Below are 23,466 nucleotides of genomic sequence, written 5' to 3'. Positions count from 1 at the left end.
GGAGTACACATGGAAGTCTGGCCCGGTACGGCTTACCCGCTGGGAGCCACCTTTGACGGCACCGGCACCAATTTCGCCCTGTTCAGCGAACAGGCAGAGCGGGTCGAGCTCTGCCTCCTGGCCGACGACCTGAGCGAGACCCGGATTGAGTTGACCGAGGTCGACGGCTACGTCTGGCACTGCTACCTGCCGCAGATTCAGCCGGGCCAGAAGTACGGCTACCGGGTGCACGGCCCGTACGATCCGGCGAGCGGCAACCGCTTCAACGCGAACAAGCTCCTGCTGGACCCGTATGCCAAGGCTGTCCAAGGCCAGATCGACTGGGACCCGGCACTCTTCACCTACGACTTCGGCGACCCCGACTCCCGCAACGACGCCGACTCCGCGCCCCACACCATGCACGGCGTGGTCATCAACCCGTTCTTCGAGTGGGACGGAGACCGCCAGCTGCGGATCCCTTACCACCACACGGTCATTTACGAAGCGCACGTCAAGGGCCTGACCGAGCTCCACCCGGAGATCCCCGAAGAGCAGCGCGGCACCTACGCCGGCGTGGCCCACCCGGCGGTCATCGAGCACCTGAAGAAGCTGGGCGTCACCGCCATCGAGCTCATGCCGGTGCACCAGTTCGTCAACGACGGCACCCTGGTGGAGAAGGGCCTCAATAACTACTGGGGCTACAACACGATCGGCTTCTTCGCGCCGCAGAACACCTACAGCTCCTCCGGCGACGTAGGACACCAGGTCCAGGAATTCAAGGCCATGGTCCGGGAGCTGCACAAGGCCGGTATCGAAGTCATCCTCGACGTCGTCTACAACCACACCGCCGAAGGCAACCACCTGGGCCCCACGCTGTCCTTCAAAGGCATCGACAACCAGGCCTACTACCGCCTCGTCGACGGCGACCTGAAGCACTACATGGACTACACCGGCACCGGCAATTCGCTCAACGTGCGGCACCCGCACTCCCTGCAGCTGCTGATGGACTCCCTGCGGTACTGGGTCACCGAGATGCATGTGGACGGCTTCCGCTTCGACCTTGCCTCCACCCTGGCCCGTGAGTTCTACGACGTCGACAAGCTCTCCACCTTCTTCGAACTGATCCAGCAGGACCCGATCGTGTCCCAGGTGAAGCTGATCGCCGAGCCGTGGGACGTCGGTCCCGGCGGCTACCAAGTGGGCAACTTCCCGCCGCAGTGGACCGAGTGGAACGGCAAGTACCGGGACACGGTCCGCGACTTCTGGCGCGGCGAACCGTCCACGCTGGGCGAATTCGCTTCCCGCCTGACCGGATCGGCGGACCTGTACGAGAGCTCTGCCCGACGGCCGGTGGCCTCGATCAACTTCGTCACGGCCCACGACGGCTTCACCATGCGCGACCTGGTTTCGTACAACGAGAAGCACAACGAGGCCAACGGCGAAGGCAACAACGACGGCGAATCCCACAACCGCTCCTGGAACTGCGGCGTGGAGGGCGACACCGACGACGACAAGGTCCTCACCCTCCGTGCCCGCCAGCAGCGGAACTTCATTGCCACGCTGCTCCTCTCCCAAGGCGTGCCGATGCTGCTCCACGGTGACGAGCTCGGGCGCACCCAGCAGGGCAACAACAACACCTACTGCCAGGACTCCGAGCTGAGCTGGGTGCACTGGGACGCCATGGACCAGCCGCTCATCGAGTTCACGGCCTTCGTCAACAAGATCCGCCACGACCATCCCACGTTCCGCCGGAGCCGGTTCTTCGAAGGCCGGCCAGTCGTCCGCGGCGAGGGCGAGAAGCTGCCCGACCTCGTCTGGCTCAAGACCGACGGCAGCGAAATGTTGCCGGAGGACTGGGACAGCGGCTTCGGCCGGACGATTGGCGTGTTCTACAACGGCGAGGGCATCCAGGAGCAGGACTCCCGCGGGCGCCGGATCACCGACGACAGCTTCCTGCTGGCGTTCAACGCCCACGACGATAACGTAGACTTCGCCCTGCCCAACGATGAGTATTCGCCGTTCTGGGATCTGCTGGTGGACACCGCAGACCAGGCTGACAAAGACGAACCGCTCAAGGCCGGGTCCGTCCTGGCACTGGCGGCCAAGTCCATGGTGGTTCTGCGGGCACATTCGGGCCCCGAAGTAGAAGTAGACCACTCCGCCGCAGCGTCGCTGGCCTCCATGGCCGAGCACGAGGAAGCCCAGGAGGAGATGGTGGAAGCCCAGACCAAGGCCGCGGAAGCAAGCGAGGAAAGGGCAACGAAGGGATGAGGACCCCGGTCTCCACCTACCGTTTGCAGATCCGGCCGGGCTTCACCCTGTTCGACGCCGCCGAAAAGGTCCCTTACCTCAAGGACCTTGGCGTGGACTGGGTCTACCTCTCGCCCATCCTCACCGCAGAGCAGGGCTCGGACCACGGCTACGACGTCACCAACCCCGCCGAGATCGACCCGGACCGTGGCGGACCTGCCGGGCTCGCGGCGCTGTCCGCGGCGGCCCGGGCTGCCGGCATGGGCGTCCTGGTCGACATCGTGCCCAACCATGTCGGTGTGGCTACACCGGCCCAGAACCCGTGGTGGTGGTCGCTGCTCAAGGAGGGCCGGCAGTCCCCTTACGCCCCGGCGTTCGACGTCGACTGGGACTTCGGCGGGGGCCGGATCCGCATCCCGGTGCTGGGAGAGGACTCGGACCTGGATGCCCTCGAGATCCGCGACGGCGAACTGCGCTACTACGAGCACCGTTTCCCGCTGGCCGAGGGCAGCTACTCCGCCGGTGACCCGACGGGGGAGAGCCCGCGCGAGGTCCACGACCGGCAACACTACGAGCTGATCGGCTGGCGGCGGGCCGACAACGACCTGAACTACCGCCGGTTCTTCGCCGTCAACACCCTGGCCGGGATCCGGGTCGAGGTCCCGGAAGTCTTCGACGCAGCGCACCAGGAAGTTGTCCGCTGGTTCCGGGAAGGCCTAGTCGACGGGCTCCGGATCGACCATCCGGACGGCCTCGCCGACCCGGCAGGCTACCTGACGCGGCTGCGCGAGGTGACCGGCGGGGCCTACCTGCTGATCGAAAAGATCCTCGAGCCCGGTGAAGAGCTCCCGGCGGCCTTCGCCTGCGAGGGCACCACCGGCTACGACGCGCTCGCAGACGTGGACCGGGTGTTCATCGACCCCGCCGGGCAGTCCGGCCTGGACGCGCTGGACGCTTCACTTCGCGGCGGCAAGCCCGCCGACTACGAGGACATGATCCGGAACACCAAGCGCCGCATCACCGACGGGATCCTGCATTCGGAAATGCGCCGGCTCGGCCGGCTGGTGCCGGACACCGCGGGGCTCAGCCAGCAGACCGCCGTCGACGCCCTGTCCGAGATCATCGCGGCGTTCCCGGTCTACCGCAGCTACCTGCCCGAGGGCGAGGCCGTGCTGCGCGAAGCGTGCGGGCTCGCGGGCCGCCGCCGCCCCGAGCTGGAACCGGCCGTGGCGGTGCTGCTGCCGCTGCTGCTGCACGCCGGTCCCGGCGCCGACGCGGAACTGGGCCGCCGCTTCCAGCAGACCTCCGGCATGGTGATGGCCAAGGGCGTCGAGGACACCGCATTTTTCCGGTACACCCGGCTGGGAACCCTGACCGAAGTCGGCGCCGACCCGACCGAATTCGCTCTGCCCGTCGAGGAGTTCCACGCCCGGATGGGCCGCCGCCAGGCCCGGCTGCCGCTGTCCATGACGACCCTCAGCACCCACGACACCAAGCGCAGCGAGGACACCAGGGCGCGGATCTCGGTGCTCGCCGAAGCGGCTCCGGAGTGGACGGCGGCGCTCGGGCGGCTGCAGGGGCACGCGCCGCTGCCGGACGGGCCGCTGGCAAACCTGCTCTGGCAAGCGGTGGCCGGAGCGTGGCCGGCCAGCCGGGAACGCCTCCAGTCGTACGCCCGGAAGGCCGCCCGAGAGGCCGGTAACTCGACCGACTGGCTCGACCCGGACCCGGACTTCGAAGCAAAGCTGGCCGCCGCCGTCGACGCGGCCTTCGACAACCCGGCGGTCCGCGCCGAGCTTGACGCGCTGGTGGCCCTGCTCGATCCCTACGGCGCCGTCAACGCCCTGGGCGCCAAGCTCGTCCAGCTCACCATGCCCGGGGTCCCGGACGTCTACCAGGGCACCGAGTTCTGGGACCGTTCGCTGACCGACCCGGACAACCGGCGGCCGTTCGACTTCGCGGCGCGGCGCGCCGCCCTGGACGGGCTCGACGCCGGTGAGCGGCCGGCGTCGTACCGGGCGGACGAGGCGAAACTGCTGGTGACCTCCCGGGCGCTGCGGCTTCGCAGGGACAGGCCCGACCTCTTCGGCGGCTACGCCCCGGTGGCAGCGACCGGCCCCGCGGCCGGGCACCTGCTCGCCTTTGACCGCGGTGCTGACCGCCGGGCGGGGGCTCCGGCATCACCCGGGGCGATCACCCTGGCGACCCGGCTGCCGCGCGGCCTCGAGCGGAGCGGCGGCTGGCAGGACACCGCCGTGGACCTGCCCGTCGCCATGACGGACGAGCTGACCGGCGCTACCTTCGGCCCGGGCAGCGCGGCCGTGGCGGAGATCCTCCGGGACTACCCGGTGGCCCTGCTGGCACCCGTCGCCTGACACACCCGTACTGACCAAAACCGACCCAGGGGGAACGGCAATGACACTCGCCGCACACGGATCCGAACGGTTCGACGTCTGGGCGCCGGACGCGCAGGAAGTGACCCTGCTCGCCGGCGGCCAGCCGTACCCGATGACGCGCACCGCGCGGGACGGCGCACCGGGCTGGTGGACCGCTCCGCAGGCCCCGGCTGCCGGGGACACCGACTACGGCTATCTCCTGGACGGGGACAGCACGCCGCTGCCGGATCCGCGGTCCCGCCGGCAGCCCGAGGGCGTGCACACGCTCTCGCGCACCTTTGACCCCGGCGCCCATGAGTGGGCGGACGCCGGCTGGGCCGGGCGCGGGCTGGCGGGCGGCGTGATCTATGAGCTGCACCTGGGCACCTTCACGCCCGAGGGAACCCTTGATGCGGCGATCGGGAAGCTCGACTACCTGGCCCGGCTCGGCGTCGACTTCGTGGAACTGCTGCCGGTCAACGGGTTTAACGGCACCCACAACTGGGGTTACGACGGCGTCCTCTGGTACACCGTGCACGAGGGCTATGGCGGTCCCGCTGCCTATCAGCGCTTCGTGGACGCCGCCCACGCCGCCGGCCTGGGCGTCATCCAGGACGTCGTCTACAACCACCTCGGTCCGAGCGGCAACTACCTGCCCCGCTACGGGCCCTACCTGAAGGCCGGCGAAGGCAACACCTGGGGTGACTCGGTCAATCTGGACGGGCCCGGCTCCGACGTCGTCCGCCGCTACATCCTGGACAACGCGGCGATGTGGCTGCGCGACTATCACGTGGACGGGCTCCGGCTCGATGCGGTGCACGCCTTCAAGGACGAGCGTGCGGTCCATCTGCTCGAGGACTTCGGCGCCCTGGCCGATGCCGTGGCGGCGGAGACCGGCCGGCCCGCGACCCTGATCGCGGAGTCCGACCTGAACAACCCGCGCCTGCTCTACCCGCGCGACGCGAACGGTTACGGCCTTGCCGGGCAGTGGAGCGACGACTTCCACCACGCGGTCCACGTCAACGTCAGCGGGGAAACCACCGGCTACTACGCCGACTTCGATTCCCTGGGCGCCCTGGCCAAGGTCCTGGAGAAGGGGTTTTTCCACGACGGGAGCTACTCCAGCTTCCGGGGGCGGCACCACGGCCGGCCCATCAACGCCTCCCTGGTTCACCCGTCGGCGCTGGTGGTCTGCAGCCAGAACCACGACCAGATCGGCAACCGCGCCACCGGGGACCGGCTCTCGCAGAGCCTCGGTTACGGGCCGCTGGCGCTCGCCGCCGTCGCGACCCTGACCGCGCCGTTCACACCGATGCTGTTCATGGGCGAGGAGTACGGCGCCAGCACGCCGTGGCAGTTCTTCACCTCGCACCCGGAACCGGAGCTCGGCACGGCCACCGCGGAGGGCCGGATCAAGGAATTCGAACGGATGGGCTGGGACCCCGCCGTCGTCCCGGACCCGCAGGACCCGGCCACGTTCACCCGCTCCAAGCTGGACTGGGCCGAGTCCGAGTCCGGGGACCACGCCCGGCTGCTGGAGCTGTACCGCAAACTGATCGCGCTGCGGCGGGCGACGCCGGAACTGGCCGGCGGCGGGTTCGCGGACACCGCCGTCGACGTCAGCGAGGACGAAGGCTGGCTGCTGCTGCGCCGCGGCACCGTGGAGGTGGCGCTGAACTTTTCCGCCGAGCCGCGGCAGCTGCCCGTCAGCGGCGGATCGCTGCTGCTCACCACCGACGACGGCGTCAGCCTCGCGGCCGGCCGGCTTGGACTGCCCGGCCACAGCGCCGCCGTCGTGGCGCGCGGATTCCACTGACACACCGGAACGATGCTTGATGGAGGCAGGATAGACCCATGACATACCTTGCAGCGGAGAACCGCTATGACGCCATGCCGTACCGCCGGGTGGGCCGCAGCGGCCTGAGACTGCCGGCCATATCGCTGGGCCTGTGGCACAACTTCGGCGACGACAAGCCCTTCGAGGTGCAACGGGCGATCCTGCGGCGCGCCTTCGACCTGGGCGTCACGCACTTTGACCTGGCGAACAACTACGGGCCGCCGGCCGGTTCGGCCGAGACGAACTTCGGCCGGCACCTCAAGGACGACTTCGCGCCCTACCGGGACGAACTGATCATCTCCAGCAAGGCCGGCTACAACATGTGGCCGGGACCTTACGGGGAGTGGGGATCCCGCAAGTACCTGCTGGCGAGCCTGGACCAGTCGCTGACACGGATGGGGCTGGACTATGTCGACATTTTCTACAGCCACCGGCCGGACCCGCAGACGCCGCTGGAGGAGACCATGGGCGCCCTGGACCATGCAGTGCGGTCCGGGAAGGCGCTCTACGCCGGCATTTCCTCCTACACGCCGGAGCAGACTCTCGAAGCGGCGCGGATCCTGCAGGACTTCGGCACGCCGCTGCTGATCCACCAGCCCAGCTACTCGATGCTCAACCGCTGGACCGAGAACGGCAGCCCGAACCTCTACGAAGCGCTGGAACAGGTGGGCGCCGGATCCATCGCCTTCTCGCCGCTGGCGCAGGGCATGCTCACCGACCGCTACCTCAACGGCGTACCGGAGGACTCCCGTGCCGCCCAGCACAAGTCCCTGGACCAGGCCATGATCAGCGACGACAAACTGGACCGGGTGCGCGGGCTCAACCGGATCGCCGAGGGCCGCGGCCAGACCCTGGCGCAGATGGCCATCGCCTGGATCCTCCGCCCGCAAGCCAACGGCACCGCCGTGAGCTCCGCGCTGGTCGGTGCCTCCAGCGTCGGTCAGCTCGAGGACACCCTGGCGGCGGTCAACAGGCTCGAGTTCACGGCCGAGGAGCTGGAAGCGATCGACGAGTTCGCCGTCGAGTCCGGGATCAACCTCTGGGCGCAGAAGTGAACCGGAGCGGACGGACGGCACCGCACCGTCCGTAACAGATTCGCCGCCGGGAGCGGGAACAACCCGCCTCCCGGTGGCGTTGGCTAGAATGCAAGGGTGCCGTATGGCGCTGTGCCCGTTTGCGGCCGTCGTACATCAGAGTGCGTCCGGGCCGGGTGCCTGAAGTTTGTTCTCAAAGGGAGTTTCGTGTCTGCAAATCCGATTCGTGTAGCAATCGTCGGCGTGGGTAACTGTGCCACCTCGCTGGTCCAGGGTGTCCAGTACTACCGGGACGCCGACCCCCAGGCCACGATCCCGGGTCTGATGCACGTGCAGTTCGGCCAGTACCACGTCAACGACGTGGAGTTCGTCGCAGCGTTCGACGTCGACGGCAAGAAGGTGGGCCAGGACCTCTCCGCCGCGATCCTCGCCAGCGAAAACAACACCATCAAGATCGCCGATGTACCGCCGACCGGTGTCACCGTCCAGCGCGGCCCGACCCTTGACGGCCTCGGCAAGTACTACCTCGAAACCATCGAGCAGTCCCCGGAGGAACCGGTCGACGTCGTCCAGGTCCTCAAGGACGCCAAGGTCGACGTCATGGTCTGCTACCTGCCGGTGGGCTCCCAGGAAGCTGCCGAGTTCTACGCACAGGCCGCGATCGACGCCGGCGTGGCCTTCGTCAATGCGCTGCCCGTGTTCATCGCCGGGACCAAGGCGTGGGCAGACAAGTTCACCGCCGCCGGCGTGCCGATTGTCGGCGACGACATCAAGAGCCAGATCGGTGCCACCATCACGCACCGGGTCATGGCGAAGCTCTTCGAGGACCGCGGCGTCACCCTGGACCGCACGTACCAGCTGAACGTCGGCGGCAACATGGACTTCAAGAACATGCTGGAGCGCGACCGGCTCGAGTCCAAGAAGATCTCCAAGACCCAGGCCGTGACCTCCAACGTGGAAGCCGACATCGCCCCGCGCGACGTCCACATCGGCCCCTCGGACTACGTGCAGTGGCTGGACGACCGCAAGTGGGCGTTTGTCCGCCTCGAAGGCCGCAACTTCGGCGACGCCCCGGTGTCGCTCGAATACAAGCTCGAAGTCTGGGACTCACCCAACTCGGCCGGCGTAATCATCGATGCCATCCGTGCCGCCAAGATCGGCCTGGACCGCGGTATCGGCGGCCCCCTGCTCTCGGCGTCGAGCTACTTCATGAAGTCCCCGCCGGAGCAGTTCAACGACGACCTTGCCCGGGAAAAGGTCGAGGCCTTCATCCGCGGCGACCTGGAGCGCTAAGCCCGACCCAAACCCCGAGTTGCCCTATCACATGTGGCGCCTAAACAGCCGGTTTAGCCGCCACATGTGATAGGGCAACCGGCGTTTAACGGCCGTGGAGCTCCGTGGGCCGGCAACGCAACAGGTGGTCGCATGAGGAACCATTCTTATCCGACGCCGGATCCCTGCTCCGGATATCCACAAGGACCCGTTGATAGCGCAACGGGGCTAGAAGAGGCCGACGGGGTTTCCGGCGGCGTCGACGTCCATCCGCATCGCTGCCGGCACGCGGGGCAGCCCGGGCATGGTCATGACGGCCCCGGTGAGTGCCACGATGAAGCCGGCCCCGGTTTTGGGTATCAGGTCCCTGACGTGCACGGTGAACCCCTTCGGTGCGCCCAGCTTGGTGGCGTCGTCGCTGAAGGAGTACTGCGTCTTCGCCATGCAGACCGGCAGGCCGGACCAGCCGTTCTTCTCGATCTCCGCCAGACGTTTCAGCGCTGGGACGGAGAATTCCACGCCGTCGGCCCCGTAGATCTCCTGCACAACGGTGCGGATCTTGTCCTCGACAGGCATGTCCAGCGGGTACAGGGGACGGAAGCTGTGCGGGGCGCCGAGCGCCGCCGCGACCTTCGTGGCGAGTTCGTCGCCGCCGTCGCCGCCTCCGCCGCGGCCCCAAACGTCGGCCACGGCGGCCTGCACACCCTCCGCGGCGCACCACTCCAGCAACCAGTCCAGCTCCTCCTGGGCGTCCGTGCCGAACTTGTTAATCGCCACCACCGGGGTGATGCCGAACTTCTCCACGTTGCGCACATGCCGCTGCAGGTTCGCCGCGCCCGCCGCCAGGGCGCCGACGTTGGGCTCGGTCAGCTGGTCCAGGGCGACCCCGCCATGCAGCTTCAGCGCCCGGATGGTCGCCACCACCACGACGGCGGACGGTGCGACGTCGGCGATCCTGGACTTGATGTCCATGTACTTTTCGGCGCCCAGGTCCGCCCCGAAGCCGGCCTCGGTGACGACGATGTCGGCCAGGCTCCGCGCGGTCTGCGTGGCGATCAGCGAATTGCAGCCGTGCGCGATGTTGGCAAACGGGCCGCCGTGGACCAGCGCCGGCGTGCCGGCGATGGTTTGCACCAGGTTGGGCTTGAGCGCGTCCCTGAGCAGCATGGTGAGGACGCCCTGGGCGCCGAGGTCAGCGACGGTGACCGGTTCACGGTTGTAGGTGTAGCCGAAGGTGATCCGGCCCAGCCGGGCGCGCAGGTCGTCCAGGCCGGTGGCGAGGCAGAACACGGCCATGATTTCCGAGGCCACGGTGATGTCGAAGCCGTCCTGCCGCGGCACGCCCTGGGTCGGGCCGCCGAGGCCGATCACCACTTCCCGCAGCGCCCGGTCGTTCATGTCCAGCACCCGCTTGAAGGTCATCCGGCGCGGATCGATATTCAGCGCGTTGCCCTGGTAAATATGGTTGTCCACGAGCGCCATCAGCGCATTGTTGGCGGAGGTGATGGCGTGGAAGTCGCCGGTGAAATGCAGGTTGATCTCGTCCATCGGCAGGACCTGGGAGTAGCCGCCGCCGGTGGCGCCGCCCTTCATGCCCAGGATCGGTCCCAGTGAGGGCTCGCGCAGGGCGATCATGACGCGGTGTCCGGCGCGGGCCAGGGAATCGGCCAGGCCCACGGTGGTGGTGGACTTGCCCTCGCCGGCCGGGGTGGGGGACATTGCCGAGACCAGCACCACCTTGCCCGGTTCGCGCGTACCGGTCCGGTTGAGCTTGGCCGGATCGATCTTCGCCTTGTACCGGCCGTAGAACTCCAGCGCCTCAGGGTTAATGCCCGCCGCCGCGGCGATGTCCTCGATGGGTCGCATGGTGGCCCGCTGCGCGATGTCCAGATCACTCAGGGCCGGCGGCCGGTCTGCGTGCCCAGCGGTTTCCTCGGCTGGGCTCTCGACGGCGGTGCCGGCGGCTGCGGTTTCCGTGCTGTTCTCAGACATCGTTGTCCTTCGGCTCAGGGCGTCGTCCGGTTCCGGCCGGCGGTTCCGGCCGGACCTCCGTCCGGTCCCCGGTCAGGGCGTGCGCCCCGCCGGGATGCTCATGGTTCCAAAATACTGGACCAAGGCTGATTGGTAGCTTTCCAGCGTGATCGCGGCGGTGCGCTGCCAGCCGAAACCCTCGGCGTGCACCGAGGCCGCGCGGCCCATGTCCTCCCGGGTGGACGGGTCATCGTGCAGCGCTTCCAGGGCGTCGGCCCAGTCCGCGGCCTTGTGCCCTTCCACCAGCAGACCGGTCCGGCCGTCGAAAACGGCCCGTGCGAGACCGCCCACCTTCGTGGCGACGACCGGGGTGCCGCAGGCCTGCGCTTCCAGGGCCACCAAGCCGAAGGACTCACTGTAGGAGGGCATCACCACCACGTCGGCGGAGCGGTACCAGGCCGCCAGCTGGGGAGCGCGGACCGGCGGATGGTGCGTGACGACGTCGTCCAGCCCCGCGGCGGTGACGAGGGCCTTGAGGTCAAAGTCCTTGGCCCCGCTCACGGCTCCCAGGATGGTCAGCTGCAGATCGATGTCCGGGCGGCGGGCACGCAGCAGGGCGGCGGCCTTGATCAGGATCTGCGGGCCTTTGAGCCGCTGGATCCGGCCGGCAAACAGCAGGTGGAAGCGGCCCTGCGGCACGCCGTGTTCCTTCCGGGCGCGGCCGCGGAACGCCGGGGTGAAGACCGCCAGGTCGACGCCGGGGGGTGCCACGTCGATGCGGTCCGGGTCGGCCCCGTAGTGGGAGACCAGTTCGGCGGCCTCGGCGCCGGTGTTGGCGATCAGGCGCGTGGCGCCGTCGACGATCCGGTGCTCGCCGTCCTCGCGGCGCCGCGGCTCGGGCCGCTCGCCGGACGCGAGGAGCAGGTTCTTGACCTTGGCCATCGTGTGCATGGTGTGCACCAGCGGCACTCCCCAGAGCTGCGAAAGTTCCAGCCCGGCGACGCCGGAGACCCAGTAGTGCGAGTGGATCAGGTCGTAGCGGCCGTGCGGCTGCAGTTCCTTGATCCGGTCGATTTCGGCGACCATGCTGTGCAGCAGTGCCGGCAGTTCCTCTTTGGGCAGCTTCCGCGGCGGCCCGGCGAGGACGTTGTGGACGCAGACGCCCGGGGCCGGGTGTTCGACGGCGGCCTGGCCGGCCGCAGTGGAGCGGGTGAAGATCTCGACTTCGACGCCGGTCTCCGCCAAGGCGGCGGCGAGGGCGCGGATGTAGACGTTCATGCCGCCGGCGTCCCCGGAACCGGGCTGCTCCATCGGTGAGGTGTGCAGGGAGAGAAATGCGACACGGCGGGCCAGCGGCATCCTGTCTCCCTTCCTCGGCGCAACACACGGATCCGATAAAACACTACTCCTGAACTGCGGACCGGTCCGCGGGGTGTCCGCCGGCCGGCAACGTCGGGGCGAGGTCGGGCAGCGGTCGGGCAGCGGTGCGCCGGTGGCCTGGGGCTGGGCCGGGCTGACGGATGGACATGTCCGGTGGGCGGCCCGGGGAGCGGGCAGAACCAGGAGATGCGCACTCGTGGCCGCGGAGAATGGGCATGTCCGGACCTGACGGGTGGGCATGTCCGGTGGGCTGGGCCGGGGGCTGGGCTGACGGATGGGCATGTCCGGTATGCGGGCCGGGGAGTGCGCAGAACCATGAGATGCGCACCCGTGGCCGCGAAGAATGGGCATCCGGGCCTGACGGGTGGGCCTGTCCCGTGGGGTGGGCCGGCGGCTGGGCATGCCCGGTGGGCGGGCCGGGGAGTGCTCAGAACCAGGAGATGCGCACCCGTGGCCGCGAAGATTGGGCATGTCCGGACCTGACGGATGGGCATGTCCCGTGGGCTGGGCCGGGGGCCGGGCTGACGGATGGGCACGTCCGGTGGGCGGGCCGGGGAATGCGCAGAACCAGGAAATGCGCACCCGTGGCCGCGAAGAATGGGCGTGTCCGGACCTGACGGGTGGGCATGTCCGGTGGGCTGGGCCGGGGGCTGGGCTGACGGGTGGGCATGTCCCGTGGGCCGGGCCGAGGGCTGGGCTGACGGATGGACATGTCCGGTGGGCGGGCCGGGGAGTGGGCAGAACCAGGAGATGCGCACTCGTGGCCGCGAAGAATGGGCATGTCCGGACACGACGGATGGGCATGTCCCGTGGACGCCGGCCGGGGAGAAATTCAGAGGCCTCCGGCGCCACCCGTAGAATCGTCAGGTGATGTACCCAGCAGCAACAGGTGATTTCCAGCCCCTGGCAGAGGCAGCCCCCGACCACCATCGCGAGGAACGTTCCGCCGTCGTGGACCTCGAGGCGATCCGGCACAACGTCCGGCGGCTGGCCGCGGTGGCCTCACCCGCCAAGGTGATGGCCGTGGTCAAGGCGGACGCGTACGGTCACGGGGCCATCCCGGTCGCCCGTGCCGCGCTGGATGCCGGTGCCAGCTGGCTGGGCGTGGCCCACATTTCCGAGGCGCTTGCCCTGCGCGCGGCCGGTATCGAGGCCCCGATGCTTGCCTGGCTGCACACCCCGGAGAGCAACTTTGCCGCCGCCGTCGCTGCCGGGATTGACATCGGCTGCTCCGGCTGGGAGCTCGGCCGGATCGTGGCGGCCGCCCGCGAGCAGGAACGGCCGGCACGGATCCACCTGAAAGTTGACACCGGACTGGGCCGGAACGGCGTCACCCTGGAAGCCTGGGACGCGCTGCTGGGCGAGGCCATGGAGTACCAGGACCAAGGGCTGCTGCGCGTGGTGGGGATCTTCTCCCACCTGGCCGTCGCCGACGAACCCGACCGCCCGGAAACGGACCAGCAACTCGCCGCCTTCCGCGAGGTCCTGGCGATGGCGCAGGACGCCGGCGTCGATCCCGAGGTCCGGCACCTCGCCAACACCCCGGCCACCCTGTCCCGCCCGGACACGCACTTCGACCTGGTGCGGGTGGGCCTCGGCATCTACGGGCTCTCACCCTTCGAGGGGCAGAGCTCCGCGGAGGTGGGTCTCCGGCCGGCCATGACGCTGCGGACCGTCCTCGCGCACTGCAAGGACGTGCCCGCCGGCCAGGGCGTCTCCTACGGGCTGAACTACCGTACCTCCGGCCGCAGCACCCTGGGCCTGGTCCCGCTGGGCTACGCCGACGGCGTCCCGCGGATCGCCACCGGCGGCCCGGTCCGGGTCGGCGGCGTGACCTACCCCGTGGTGGGTCGCATCGCGATGGACCAGATGGTCATCGATCTGGGTCCGCTCGAGGTCGCGGCCGGAGGCACCAGCCTGCTGGGTGCTGAAGCCGTGATGTTCGGCGACGGGACCGACGGCGGCCCCACCGTCGATGACTGGGCCCGTGCCGCCGGGACCAACAACTACGAAGTCGTCACCCGCATCAGCCCCCGGGTTCCGCGCCGCTACATCAACGAGGAACCCGCGGCCGACGGCGGAGACGGGCAGTGAACGGGCACCCCTGGCGGCGCAGCCTTGTCCTTGGGACCGCCGAACAGACGCACGCGCTCGCGGCCCGTCTCGGCGCCGAGCTCCAGGCCGGCGACCTGCTGGTCCTCAGCGGCGAGCTCGGTGCCGGCAAGACCACCTTCACCCAGGGGCTGGGCGAGGGCCTCGGCGTCCGGGCCGGCGTCATTTCGCCCACCTTCGTCCTCGTCCGGATCCACCCGAACCTGCCGGACGGGCCGCGCCCCGGCGGCCCTGACCTGGTCCACGTCGATGCGTACCGGCTGGGCTCTGCCTCCGAGATCGACGACATCGATCTCGAAAACACCCTGGACAGCTCGGTGACCGTGGTGGAGTGGGGCCGCGGCCGGGTGGAACACCTGAGCGAGAGCCGGCTCGACGTGGAGTTCCACCGCCGGCTGGGCGGACCCGGCCCCGCGGCCGGCGCCAGCCCGGCCACCGGCCCCGCGCCTGCCGACGGCGGGGACGACGTCCTGGACTTTGACACGGACGACGTCGACGAGCCCCGGACCGTGGTCTTCCGCGGGTTCGGCCCGCGCTGGACCGAACCCCCCGCAGCCCTGGCCGCCTTTCCTGAACTATCCGCGACCCCGGAAACGGACTAAAGATGCTCATCCTCGCCATCGATACCTCGGCCGTCGCCAGCGCCGCGCTGTTGTCCGACGATTCGCTGGAATCCGTCGTCGGCAGCTTCGCCACCGAGGACACCCGCAGCCATGCCGAGGTACTGGCCCCGGGGATCGACCAGCTGCTCAGCGACGCCGGCCTGACCGGCGCCGACGTCGACGCGATTGTCGCCGGCGTCGGCCCCGGCCCCTTCACCGGCCTGCGTTCGGGCATCGTGACAGCCCGCACGTTGGCCTTTGTATGGCAGAAGCCGCTCTACGGTTCGATGAGCCTCGACGCGATCGCCCTGGAAGTTGCCGAGTCCACCGAGTCATCCGCAGAGTTCATCGTGGCGACCGATGCGCGGCGCAGGGAGGTGTACTGGGCCCGCTATGTCCTCGCCCAGGGCCAGCTGCCCCGCCTGCTGGACGGACCGCACGTTGGCTCCGCGGCCGAGGTGCCCCGGCTTCCCGTTTACGGCGCCGGCGCAGGCCTGTATCCAGACGTCCTCGCGGCCGTCCCCGAATTCTCGGCACGGCAGCCCGAGGCGCTCTCGCTCGGACAGTTCACGCTCGCACGCCTCGCCGCGGGGGAGCAGTTGCCGGACACCACCCCGCTGTACCTGCGAGAGTCCGACGCGCAGGTACCCGGCCCGCGGAAGCGCGCGCTGTGAACGCGACGGAGCTGGCGCCGGGGACGTCCCCCGAGGGCGTGACGCTGCGGTCCATGGTGCCCGCGGACATCCCTGCCGTGCACGCGCTGGAGTGTCAACTGTTCCCGGTGGACGCCTGGCCGCTGCAGATGTTCATCGACGAACTGGCCCAAGCCGGAACCCGCCGCTACCTGGTGGCGGAGGTGGGCGGCGTCATCGTCGGTTACGCAGGCCTGATGTGCATCGAACCGATCGCGGACGTGCAGACCATCGCCGTGGTGCCCGCACAGGAGGGCCGCGGCATCGGCTCGGCACTGCTGACCGAGCTCATTCGGGAAAGCCGGCGGCGCGGCGCCGAGGATGTGCTGCTGGAGGTGCGGGCGGACAACCCCAGGGCCCAGGAGCTCTACCGCCGCTTCGGCTTCGAGCAGATCCACGTCCGGCAACGCTACTACCGCGACGGCGTGGACGCGCTCATCATGCGCCGGCGGCTCGCGGCAGGCCACGAACCGCCGCCTGGGCCTCCGCCCGCGGAAGCACCGCCGGGGACCATACTGCCCGAGACACCGCCGAGGGGAACAATCCGACCATGAACCGCCACCCGCACCACCAGCCGCTGGTACTGGGGATCGAGTCCTCCTGCGATGAGACCGGCGTCGGCATCGTCCGCGGCACCCGGCTGCTGGCCAACACCGTCTCCTCGTCCATGGAGGAGCACGTCCGCTTCGGCGGCGTGATCCCCGAGATCGCCTCGCGCGCGCACCTCGACGCCTTTGTTCCCACGCTGCATGAGGCCCTCGCCGCGGCTGAGGTGACCCTCGACGACGTCGATGCCATCGCTGTCACCTCAGGCCCGGGCCTCGCCGGGGCCCTCATGGTGGGAGTCTGTGCCGCAAAAGCGCTCGCCGTTGCCACCGGTAAGCCGCTGTACGCGATCAACCACCTGGTCGCCCATGTCGGCGTCGGCCTGCTCGAGTCCGACGCGGACGCCCCGGACACCGGTGCGCCGGGCAGCCACGCCCCGGACACCGATTCCCCGGCAAAGGCGCTGCCGCAAAATCTCGGCGCGCTCCTGGTCTCCGGCGGCCACACCGAAATCCTCCGGATCCGGAACATCACGGACGACGTCGAGCTGCTCGGCTCCACGATCGATGACGCCGCCGGCGAGGCCTATGACAAGGTGGCCCGGCTGCTGGGGCTTGGCTACCCGGGCGGCCCCGCCATCGACAAGCTCGCCGGTACCGGCAACGCCAAGGCGATCCGGTTCCCGCGCGGCCTGACCCAGCCCAAGTACATGGGCACGGCAGAAGCGCCGGGCCCGCACCGCTACGACTGGTCCTTCAGCGGACTCAAGACGGCTGTGGCCCGGTGCGTGGAGCAGTTCGAGGCCCGCGGCGAAGCGGTCCCGGTCGCGGACGTCGCGGCGGCCTTCCAGGAGGCTGTGGTGGACGTGATTACGGCCAAGGCGGTGCTCGCCTGCCAGGAGAACGGCATCACCGAGCTGTTGCTGGGCGGGGGAGTGGCCGCCAACTCGCGGCTGCGCCAGCTGACGGAGCAGCGCTGCAGCGCGGCCGGAATCCGGCTGACGGTCCCGCCACTGGTGCTCTGCACGGACAATGGCGCCATGGTGGCCGCGCTCGGGGCGCAGCTGGTGATGTCAGGAACGGCGCCCAGCGGCCTCGGTTTCGCCCCCGATTCGTCGATGCCCGTGACCTCGGTGTCGGCCTAGCAGTCAGGCGCCGGGGCCCCGGCGCATCTGCTGGACCAGGTCGAGGACGACGGCGCGAAGGTCACCGCCGTGTTCGGCGGCAACCCGCCGCTGGCGCGCGTAGCCCGGGCCACGCTGGATGATTTTTTCGACGTCGGCCAGTTCGGCACTGCAACCAAGCCGGGCCGCTACCGGCTCAAGCCGGGTGAGCGTCTCACGGAGGTGCTCGGTGACGAGCTGTTCATGGCCGTCGGCGTCGAGGATGATGATCGCGTCCAGCCCGTAACGGGCCGCGCGCCACTTGTTTTCCTGGACGTGCCACGGCGGCATGGTCGGAATGGTGCCGCCCTGATCCAAAATCGTCGAGAACTCCTCCACCAGGCACTGCGTCAGTGCCGCGATGGCCCCGACTTCCTCCAGCGTGGCCAGCCCGTCACAGATACGCATCTCGATGGTCCCGAGGTTCGGTACCGGACGGATATCCCAGCGGATCTCGGAAAGCGTGTCAATGACCCCGGTGGTGAACATGTCCTGGACGTAGGACTCGTATTCGGCCCAGCTTCCGAACTGGAACGGCAGCCCCGCCGTCGGCAGTTGCTGGAACATCAGGGCGCGCTGGGAAGCATAGCCGGTGTCCTCGCCGCCCCAGAACGGACTGGAGGCGGACAGGGCCTGGAAATGCGGAAAGTAGTTGACCAGCCCGTCCAGGACCGGGAGGACCTTGTCGCGGTGGTCGAGACCCACATGGACGTGGACCCCGTAGATCACCATTTGGCGCCCCCACCACTGGGTGCGGTCAATCAACTTGGCATACCGGGCCTTGTCCGTGACCGGCTGCAGCTGCGGCGGGCTGAACGGGTGGCTGCCGGCGCAGAAAACCTCAACGCCCATCGGGTCGGTGACCTCGCGCAACGCGGCAAGCGAACTGCCCAGGTCCGCCTTCGCCTCTGCCACCGTGGTGCAGATGCCGGTGACGAGTTCCACCGTGTTCAGCAGCAGTTCCTGCTTAATGTGCGGATGTTCATCATCCTCGTTCAGTTCAGGGTGCCGTGCCACCACACCCCGCAGCACCTCCGCGGCCACCGACGCCAGCTCGCCCGTGTCGGCGTCGACCAAGGCTAGTTCCCATTCCACACCAAGAGTTGATTGCCTGGATGAAGCAAAATCAATCTTCATGCGGTCCTTTCGCTGTTTCGGCTGCTGGCGGTGCCTGCCGTGAATGTGTCGCCTCGCGGCCTGCTGCGGCGGGCCGACGGCGAGTTTCAGTCTAGTGCAGGGGCAGCAGCGCGCCGGCGGCTCGCGAACGGGCGGGCCGTGAGAGTCTTCACAACCGACCCGCGCAGTTGCTCCCGCGGCGGCCCCGCAGCGGTGGCCGCGGCGGGTGGCGTTTAATGGTGCCGTGCCCATCCTGAATAAAGACATGACCCTCTGCATCTCGCTCTCGGCCCGGCCGAGCAACAACGGGACCCGCTTCCACAACCACCTTTACGAGCAGCTGGGCCTGAACTGGATCTACAAGGCCTTCGCGCCCACTGACCTGGCGCAAGCAATCGCCGGCGTGCGCGGTCTGGGGATCCGCGGCTGCGCGGTGTCCATGCCGTTCAAGGAAGACGTGATCGCCCTCGTGGACGTGATGGACCCGTCCGCGAAAGCCATCGACTCGGTCAACACCATCGTTAACGACGGCGGCACGCTCACGGCGTACAACACCGACTACACCGCGATTGCACAGCTGCTCAGGGGCAACGGCGTCCCCACCGACTACACCGTCTGGCTGCTCGGCGCAGGAGGGATGGCGAAGGCCACGGCCGCGGCCCTGCGGGACGCGGGCTTCCGGCAGGTCACCATCGTTGCGCGCAACGAGGACGCGGGCCGGGCCCTGGCGGCGCAGTACGGGTTCGGGTGGCTGCCCAAAATCCCGGCCGGGCAGGATCCGGGCAACCGGGCCGACATGCTCATCAATGTCACCCCGATCGGGATGGCCGGCGGCCCGGACGCCGACGCGCTGCCGTTCCCGTCCGACGCGGTGGCCGCCGCCAAGATGGTGTTCGACGTCGTGGCGCTGCCCGCCGAGACGCCGCTGATCCGGGCCGCCCGCGCCGCGGGGAAACCGGTCATCACCGGAGCCGAAGTTGCCACCATCCAGGCCCTGGAACAGTTCGTGCTCTACACCGGCATCCGGCCGGCAGACGAGCAGGTCCGGGCCGCCGAGGAGTTCATGCGCGCGCAGTAGCGCCGTCCGCCGAGTCCTAGACCGGCTGCACCGAGATGGCCACCCGCTCTTCGCCGATCCTGGTCAGGACCAGGGTGGCCGTCTTGTTGGCGGAGTTCTTCGCGCTCCGGCCAGCGGGCAACAGCTGTTTGCGCAGGTCCTCTGGCGTGACCGCGACACCGCGTTTTTTGATGTCGAGGACGCCGACGCCGTTGTCCCGGACCCAGGCCTTGAGCGCCTTGACGTTGAACGGCATCACCTCGAGGACCTGGTAGGCCCGGGCGAAGGGAGTGTCACGCCGTTCCGGCGCGCAGATGTACGCGATGTGCTCGTCCAGCAGGTGGCCGCCCAACTGGAGGGCGACGTCGGCCACCAGCCCGGCCCGGATCACGGCGCCGTCGGGTTCGTAAAGGTAGCCCTCGGCCGGGCCCACCGGGGCCGCCGGTCCGGCGCCGAAGTCCTCCGTGCTGGTCAGCTCCGCCGCGCCCTGCGGACCCAGGACCAGAGCGGCGCGGCGGATTCCGGGCCGGCGCACTGCGTTGAACCACAACGCCACTTCGGTGACGTCCCCGCCCACCGAGACCCATTGCGCCTCGCAGTCGGCAGGCACCGAATCGTGGGGCATCCCCGGTCCCATCTTGACGCCCACCGCACGGCCTCCGGCGGCCAGGGACTCCACGAAGGACAGCGGTGGAGAAAAATCCTCCGGGTCCCAGAGCCGTTTCGTGCCCGAACTGGAGGTGGTGCGGCGCGCGGGATCCAGCCACACGCCGTCGATACCGTCCAGCGTCACGCTGGCGGCGTCGGCATGGACCACCGTGGCGTTCCGGAACGGGATCAGATTCATGGTGGCGCAGGCGGCGGTGGTTTCGTCCCGCTCCACGGCGGTGACCGTGATGTCGAGGGAGGCCAGCGCCATCGAGTCGGCACCCAGGCCGCAGCCGAGGTCGGCCACGTGGGTGATGCCCGCTGCCGCGAACCGTTGCGCATGCCGGGCGGCGACGGTGAGCCGGGTCGCCTGCTCCAGGCCCGCGCGGGTGAAGATCATCTGCCGGGCGAACTCGCCGAACTTCGCCTCCGCCTTGGTCCGCAGCCGGGACTGGGTGAGGGCGGCCGAAACCAACTCGGCGGAATGCCCGGCCTTCCTTAGCGACGCGTTGAGCCGGAAAGCCTCTTCCTCGCGGTACGGTCCCAGCGACGCCAGCAGCTCCCAGCCTTCGGGATTGAGCAGCGGAGCGATCTGGTCCTGCGGAGTCTCAGCCATGCCTTCAAGCGTAGTTCAGGCACCGGACGTCCTCGGCCGGCGGATAGGGTGGACGCTATGGATGACAGGGACGCGGGCAACGGTTCGGGCGCGGCAGAAACCGGACAGGCGGCCGGTGAAAGCCCGGTCCGCCGGGGACCGGATCGTTTCGCCAAGCCGGCACTGATCGCCGGTTCTGTCGTTGCCGTCATTTGCGTAGCGCTGCTGGTCATCATCTTCTTCCTCGACTCGTTCAACGCCACCGTCTATTCCGTGGGCGGCAGGAACGTCACGGACCCCACCGACGAGGCGCGGGCGATCCGGGACACCTACGCCGGGGTGCGGGCGGGCGGCATCGTCTTCCTGGTCCTCGGAGCGGTGGCCGCACTGGCCGGCGGCGTCCTCCTGTACCGCGGACGGAACGCCAACGTCCGGACCGACGAGGACGACGACGGCCAGGACTGGAATTACGAGGACCTCGCGGGGGAGTAACCGCCGTCCCCGGCCGCGAAGGGCAGGGTCCCGGCGCCGGTGGCGGAGTAATTTCTTAGCACTCACCTTGACCGAGTGCTAACTACTTACATAGAGTCATCATTAGCACTCTGCCTAGGCGGGTGCTAACCCTGAAGCTTGACCAGCCTGGCTGCTGCCGGCACCGCGACGACGGTCTGTACGCCATGGCACCACAGCTTTTAAAGTCCATGAATTTGCTGACGAAAAGGAGAGGTCCTTGTCGGTCTCTATTAAGCCTCTTGAGGATCGTATTGTTGTCCGCCCGCTCGAAGCCGAGCAGACCACGGCTTCCGGCCTGGTCATCCCGGACTCCGCACAGGAGAAGCCGCAGGAAGGCGAAGTTGTAGCAGTAGGCCCCGGCCGCTTTGAAGACGGCAACCGCGTTCCCGTCGACGTTGCCGTCGGCGACGTCGTCATCTACTCCAAGTACGGCGGAACCGAAGTCAAGACCGGCGGCACCGAGTACCTCGTACTGTCCGCCCGCGACGTTCTGGCGATCGTCGTAAAGTAACTCTCTTGGACCCCGCGCCGCCGCTCCTTCGCCTTTGAACGGAACGGCAGCGCGGGGTTCTGTCTTGAAAGGACAAAACCATGGCAAAGCAGCTTGCGTTTAACGACGCTGCCCGCCGGTCACTTGAAGCCGGCATCGACAAGCTCGCCAACACCGTCAAGGTGACCCTCGGCCCGCGCGGCCGCAACGTCGTGCTGGACAAAAAGTGGGGCGCCCCCACAATCACCAACGACGGCGTCACCATTGCCCGTGAAGTCGAACTGGACGACCCGTACGAAAACCTTGGCGCGCAGCTTGCCAAGGAGGTCGCCACCAAGACCAACGACGTCGCAGGCGACGGCACCACCACCGCCACCGTGCTCGCCCAGGCCCTGGTCAAGGAAGGCCTGCGCAACGTCGCGGCCGGCGCGGCCCCGGGACAGATCAAGCGCGGCATCGAGGTCTCGGTTGAGGCCATCGCCGCCCGCCTGCTCGAAAACGCCCGCCCGGTCGAAGGCGACCACGTGGCCAACGTCGCCGCGATTTCCGCGCAGAGCGACGAGATCGGCGAGCTCCTGGCCGAGGCATTCGGCAAGGTCGGCAAGGATGGTGTGATCACCATCGAGGAATCCTCCACCACGCAGACCGAGCTGGTCCTCACCGAGGGCATGCAGTTCGACAAGGGCTACCTCTCCCCGTACTTCGTCACCGACGCGGAACGCCAGGAAGCGGTCCTCGAAGACGCCCTGATCCTGATCAACCAGGGCAAGATCTCCTCGGTCCAGGAATTCCTGCCGCTGCTGGAGAAGGCATTGCAGAGCTCCAAGCCGCTCTTCATCATCGCTGAAGACGTCGACGGCGAGGCGCTCTCGACGCTCATCGTCAACCGCATCCGCGGCACCCTGAACGTCGTGGCCGTCAAGGCACCGGGCTTCGGCGACCGCCGCAAGGCCATGCTGCAGGACATCGCGACCCTGACGGGGGCCCAGGTGGTCTCCCCGGAGCTCGGCCTGAGCCTCGACACCGTGGGCCTCGAGGTGCTCGGCACCGCCCGCCGCATCACCGTGACGAAGGACAACACCACCATCGTCGACGGCGCCGGTTCCGCTGAGGACGTCGCGGCCCGGGTTGCCCAGCTGCGCGCCGAGCTGACCCGCACCGACTCCGACTGGGACAAGGAAAAGCTCCAGGAGCGTCTGGCCAAGCTGGCCGGCGGCATCGGTGTGATCAAGGTCGGCGCCGCCACCGAGGTCGAGCTGAAGGAAAAGAAGCACCGGATCGAGGACGCCGTATCCTCCACCCGCGCTGCTTTGGAAGAAGGCATCGTCGCCGGCGGCGGCTCGGCCCTCATCCACGCGCTCAAGGCCCTCGATGAGGATCCGTCCGTTCAGGCGCTGGAGGGCGACGCGGCAGCTGCCGTGGGCATCGTCCGCCGGGCGCTGACCCAGCCGCTGCGCTGGATCGCCCAGAACGCGGGCTTCGACGGCTACGTCGTCGTGGCCAAGGTCGCTGAATCCCAGCTTAACCAGGGCTTCAACGCCAAGACCGGCGAGTACGAGGATCTTATCGCTGCCGGTGTCATCGACCCGGTCAAGGTGACGCGGGCGGCTCTCCGCAACGCAGCCTCGATCGCCGCACTGGTTCTCACCACCGAGACCCTTGTGGTGGAGAAGCCTGCCGAGGAAGACGAGCACGCAGGCCACCAGCACTAAGGCAACAGCGCGAAAGGGACCGGGCCGGCGTACGCTGGCCCGGTCTTTTTTCTGCGCTCGCCCGGCCGCCGCGGCCCGCGCGGGGCGCAACCGAGTGCATGGCTCTCCGGAAATTCACATGTG

General features: G+C 68.7%; 18 protein-coding genes. 14 read left to right on the top strand and 4 right to left on the bottom strand.

Translation table 11 applies throughout. The features are described 5' to 3' along the window. The first annotated feature begins 9 nt into the window (after nt 1-9). From glgX to AC3ANP_RS01025, 5 genes are all read left to right on the top strand, one after another. Entirely contained in the window at nt 10-2,250 is a 2,241-nt protein-coding gene (glgX, locus tag AC3ANP_RS01045; protein WP_488331538.1) for a glycogen debranching protein GlgX, read from the top strand. After that, nucleotides 2,247-4,604: a malto-oligosyltrehalose synthase gene (treY, locus tag AC3ANP_RS01040; protein ID WP_488331537.1), complete on the top strand. Its 2,358-nt coding sequence runs from the start codon at nt 2,247-2,249 to the stop codon at nt 4,602-4,604. The genes glgX and treY overlap by 4 nt, the downstream gene beginning before the upstream one ends. Before the next feature lie 40 nt (nt 4,605-4,644). Further along, nucleotides 4,645-6,420 carry a malto-oligosyltrehalose trehalohydrolase gene (gene treZ / locus AC3ANP_RS01035; RefSeq protein WP_488331536.1) on the top strand — a complete coding sequence of 592 codons (1,776 nt, stop codon included), beginning with the start codon at nt 4,645-4,647 and terminating at the stop codon, nt 6,418-6,420. Between the two features lie 38 nt (nt 6,421-6,458). Next, on the top strand, nt 6,459-7,496 hold the full coding sequence (mgrA, locus tag AC3ANP_RS01030; RefSeq protein WP_488331535.1) for an L-glyceraldehyde 3-phosphate reductase: 1,038 nt from the start codon (nt 6,459-6,461) through the stop codon (nt 7,494-7,496). A 186-nt stretch (nt 7,497-7,682) separates the two neighbouring features. Further along, nucleotides 7,683-8,768 (top strand): inositol-3-phosphate synthase, encoded by a 1,086-nt coding sequence (locus AC3ANP_RS01025; protein WP_488331534.1) that lies wholly within the window; start codon nt 7,683-7,685, stop codon nt 8,766-8,768. A gap of 207 nt (nt 8,769-8,975) precedes the next feature. On the opposite strand, the gene AC3ANP_RS01020 is transcribed toward AC3ANP_RS01025, so the two are convergent. Together AC3ANP_RS01020 and mshA are read right to left on the bottom strand one after the other, a co-directional pair. Next, nucleotides 8,976-10,613, bottom strand: a complete 1,638-nt coding sequence (locus AC3ANP_RS01020) for a formate--tetrahydrofolate ligase (protein WP_488333117.1) — start codon at nt 10,611-10,613, stop codon at nt 8,976-8,978. A 198-nt stretch (nt 10,614-10,811) separates the two neighbouring features. Continuing rightward, nucleotides 10,812-12,077 carry a D-inositol-3-phosphate glycosyltransferase gene (gene mshA, locus AC3ANP_RS01015; protein ID WP_488331533.1) on the bottom strand — a complete coding sequence of 422 codons (1,266 nt, stop codon included), beginning with the start codon at nt 12,075-12,077 and terminating at the stop codon, nt 10,812-10,814. A gap of 888 nt (nt 12,078-12,965) precedes the next feature. Here mshA and alr point away from each other — a divergent pair. The 5 genes from alr to tsaD are packed head-to-tail and all read left to right on the top strand — an operon-like array spanning nt 12,966 to nt 17,194. Beyond that, nucleotides 12,966-14,192: an alanine racemase gene (gene alr, locus AC3ANP_RS01010; RefSeq protein WP_488331532.1), complete on the top strand. Its 1,227-nt coding sequence runs from the start codon at nt 12,966-12,968 to the stop codon at nt 14,190-14,192. Further along, nucleotides 14,189-14,812: a tRNA (adenosine(37)-N6)-threonylcarbamoyltransferase complex ATPase subunit type 1 TsaE gene (tsaE, locus tag AC3ANP_RS01005; RefSeq protein ID WP_488331531.1), complete on the top strand. Its 624-nt coding sequence runs from the start codon at nt 14,189-14,191 to the stop codon at nt 14,810-14,812. Before alr ends, tsaE begins: the two co-directional genes overlap by 4 nt. 2 nt (nt 14,813-14,814) lie before the next feature. Continuing rightward, nucleotides 14,815-15,486: a tRNA (adenosine(37)-N6)-threonylcarbamoyltransferase complex dimerization subunit type 1 TsaB gene (tsaB, locus tag AC3ANP_RS01000; RefSeq protein ID WP_488331530.1), complete on the top strand. Its 672-nt coding sequence runs from the start codon at nt 14,815-14,817 to the stop codon at nt 15,484-15,486. A gap of 53 nt (nt 15,487-15,539) precedes the next feature. Continuing rightward, nucleotides 15,540-16,058: a ribosomal protein S18-alanine N-acetyltransferase gene (rimI, locus tag AC3ANP_RS00995; protein ID WP_488333116.1), complete on the top strand. Its 519-nt coding sequence runs from the start codon at nt 15,540-15,542 to the stop codon at nt 16,056-16,058. Beyond that, nucleotides 16,055-17,194 (top strand): tRNA (adenosine(37)-N6)-threonylcarbamoyltransferase complex transferase subunit TsaD, encoded by a 1,140-nt coding sequence (gene tsaD, locus AC3ANP_RS00990; protein WP_488331529.1) that lies wholly within the window; start codon nt 16,055-16,057, stop codon nt 17,192-17,194. The genes rimI and tsaD overlap by 4 nt, the downstream gene beginning before the upstream one ends. Before the next feature lie 3 nt (nt 17,195-17,197). On the opposite strand, the gene AC3ANP_RS00985 is transcribed toward tsaD, so the two are convergent. After that, the gene (locus AC3ANP_RS00985; protein WP_488331528.1) at nt 17,198-18,349 is read right to left on the bottom strand and encodes a glutamate--cysteine ligase; all 1,152 of its coding nucleotides are present in this window, start codon (nt 18,347-18,349) and stop codon (nt 17,198-17,200) included. A 244-nt stretch (nt 18,350-18,593) separates the two neighbouring features. Between AC3ANP_RS00985 and AC3ANP_RS00980 the strand changes: the two genes are divergently transcribed. Then, nucleotides 18,594-19,406, top strand: a complete 813-nt coding sequence (locus AC3ANP_RS00980; RefSeq protein ID WP_488333115.1) for a shikimate 5-dehydrogenase — start codon at nt 18,594-18,596, stop codon at nt 19,404-19,406. A gap of 16 nt (nt 19,407-19,422) precedes the next feature. Here AC3ANP_RS00980 and AC3ANP_RS00975 read toward each other — a convergent pair whose 3' ends face one another. Then, nucleotides 19,423-20,649 carry a THUMP-like domain-containing protein gene (locus AC3ANP_RS00975; RefSeq protein WP_488331527.1) on the bottom strand — a complete coding sequence of 409 codons (1,227 nt, stop codon included), beginning with the start codon at nt 20,647-20,649 and terminating at the stop codon, nt 19,423-19,425. A gap of 57 nt (nt 20,650-20,706) precedes the next feature. Between AC3ANP_RS00975 and AC3ANP_RS00970 the strand changes: the two genes are divergently transcribed. The 3 genes from AC3ANP_RS00970 to groL all read left to right on the top strand — a co-directional run bounded on the left by AC3ANP_RS00970 (nt 20,707) and on the right by groL (nt 23,343). After that, a complete protein-coding gene (locus AC3ANP_RS00970; RefSeq protein WP_488331526.1) occupies nt 20,707-21,120 on the top strand; it encodes a hypothetical protein in 414 nt (137 codons plus the stop codon). A gap of 238 nt (nt 21,121-21,358) precedes the next feature. Beyond that, nucleotides 21,359-21,652 (top strand): co-chaperone GroES, encoded by a 294-nt coding sequence (gene groES, locus AC3ANP_RS00965; protein WP_003805290.1) that lies wholly within the window; start codon nt 21,359-21,361, stop codon nt 21,650-21,652. Between the two features lie 80 nt (nt 21,653-21,732). Then, nucleotides 21,733-23,343, top strand: a complete 1,611-nt coding sequence (gene groL, locus AC3ANP_RS00960) for a chaperonin GroEL (protein WP_488331525.1) — start codon at nt 21,733-21,735, stop codon at nt 23,341-23,343. Nucleotides 23,344-23,466 lie beyond the last annotated feature (123 nt).

Source organism: Arthrobacter sp. JB02-1C (genome assembly GCF_057748045.1).
Note: the sequence above shows the minus strand (reverse complement) of the source record. Positions and strands in the feature narration are given on the sequence as shown.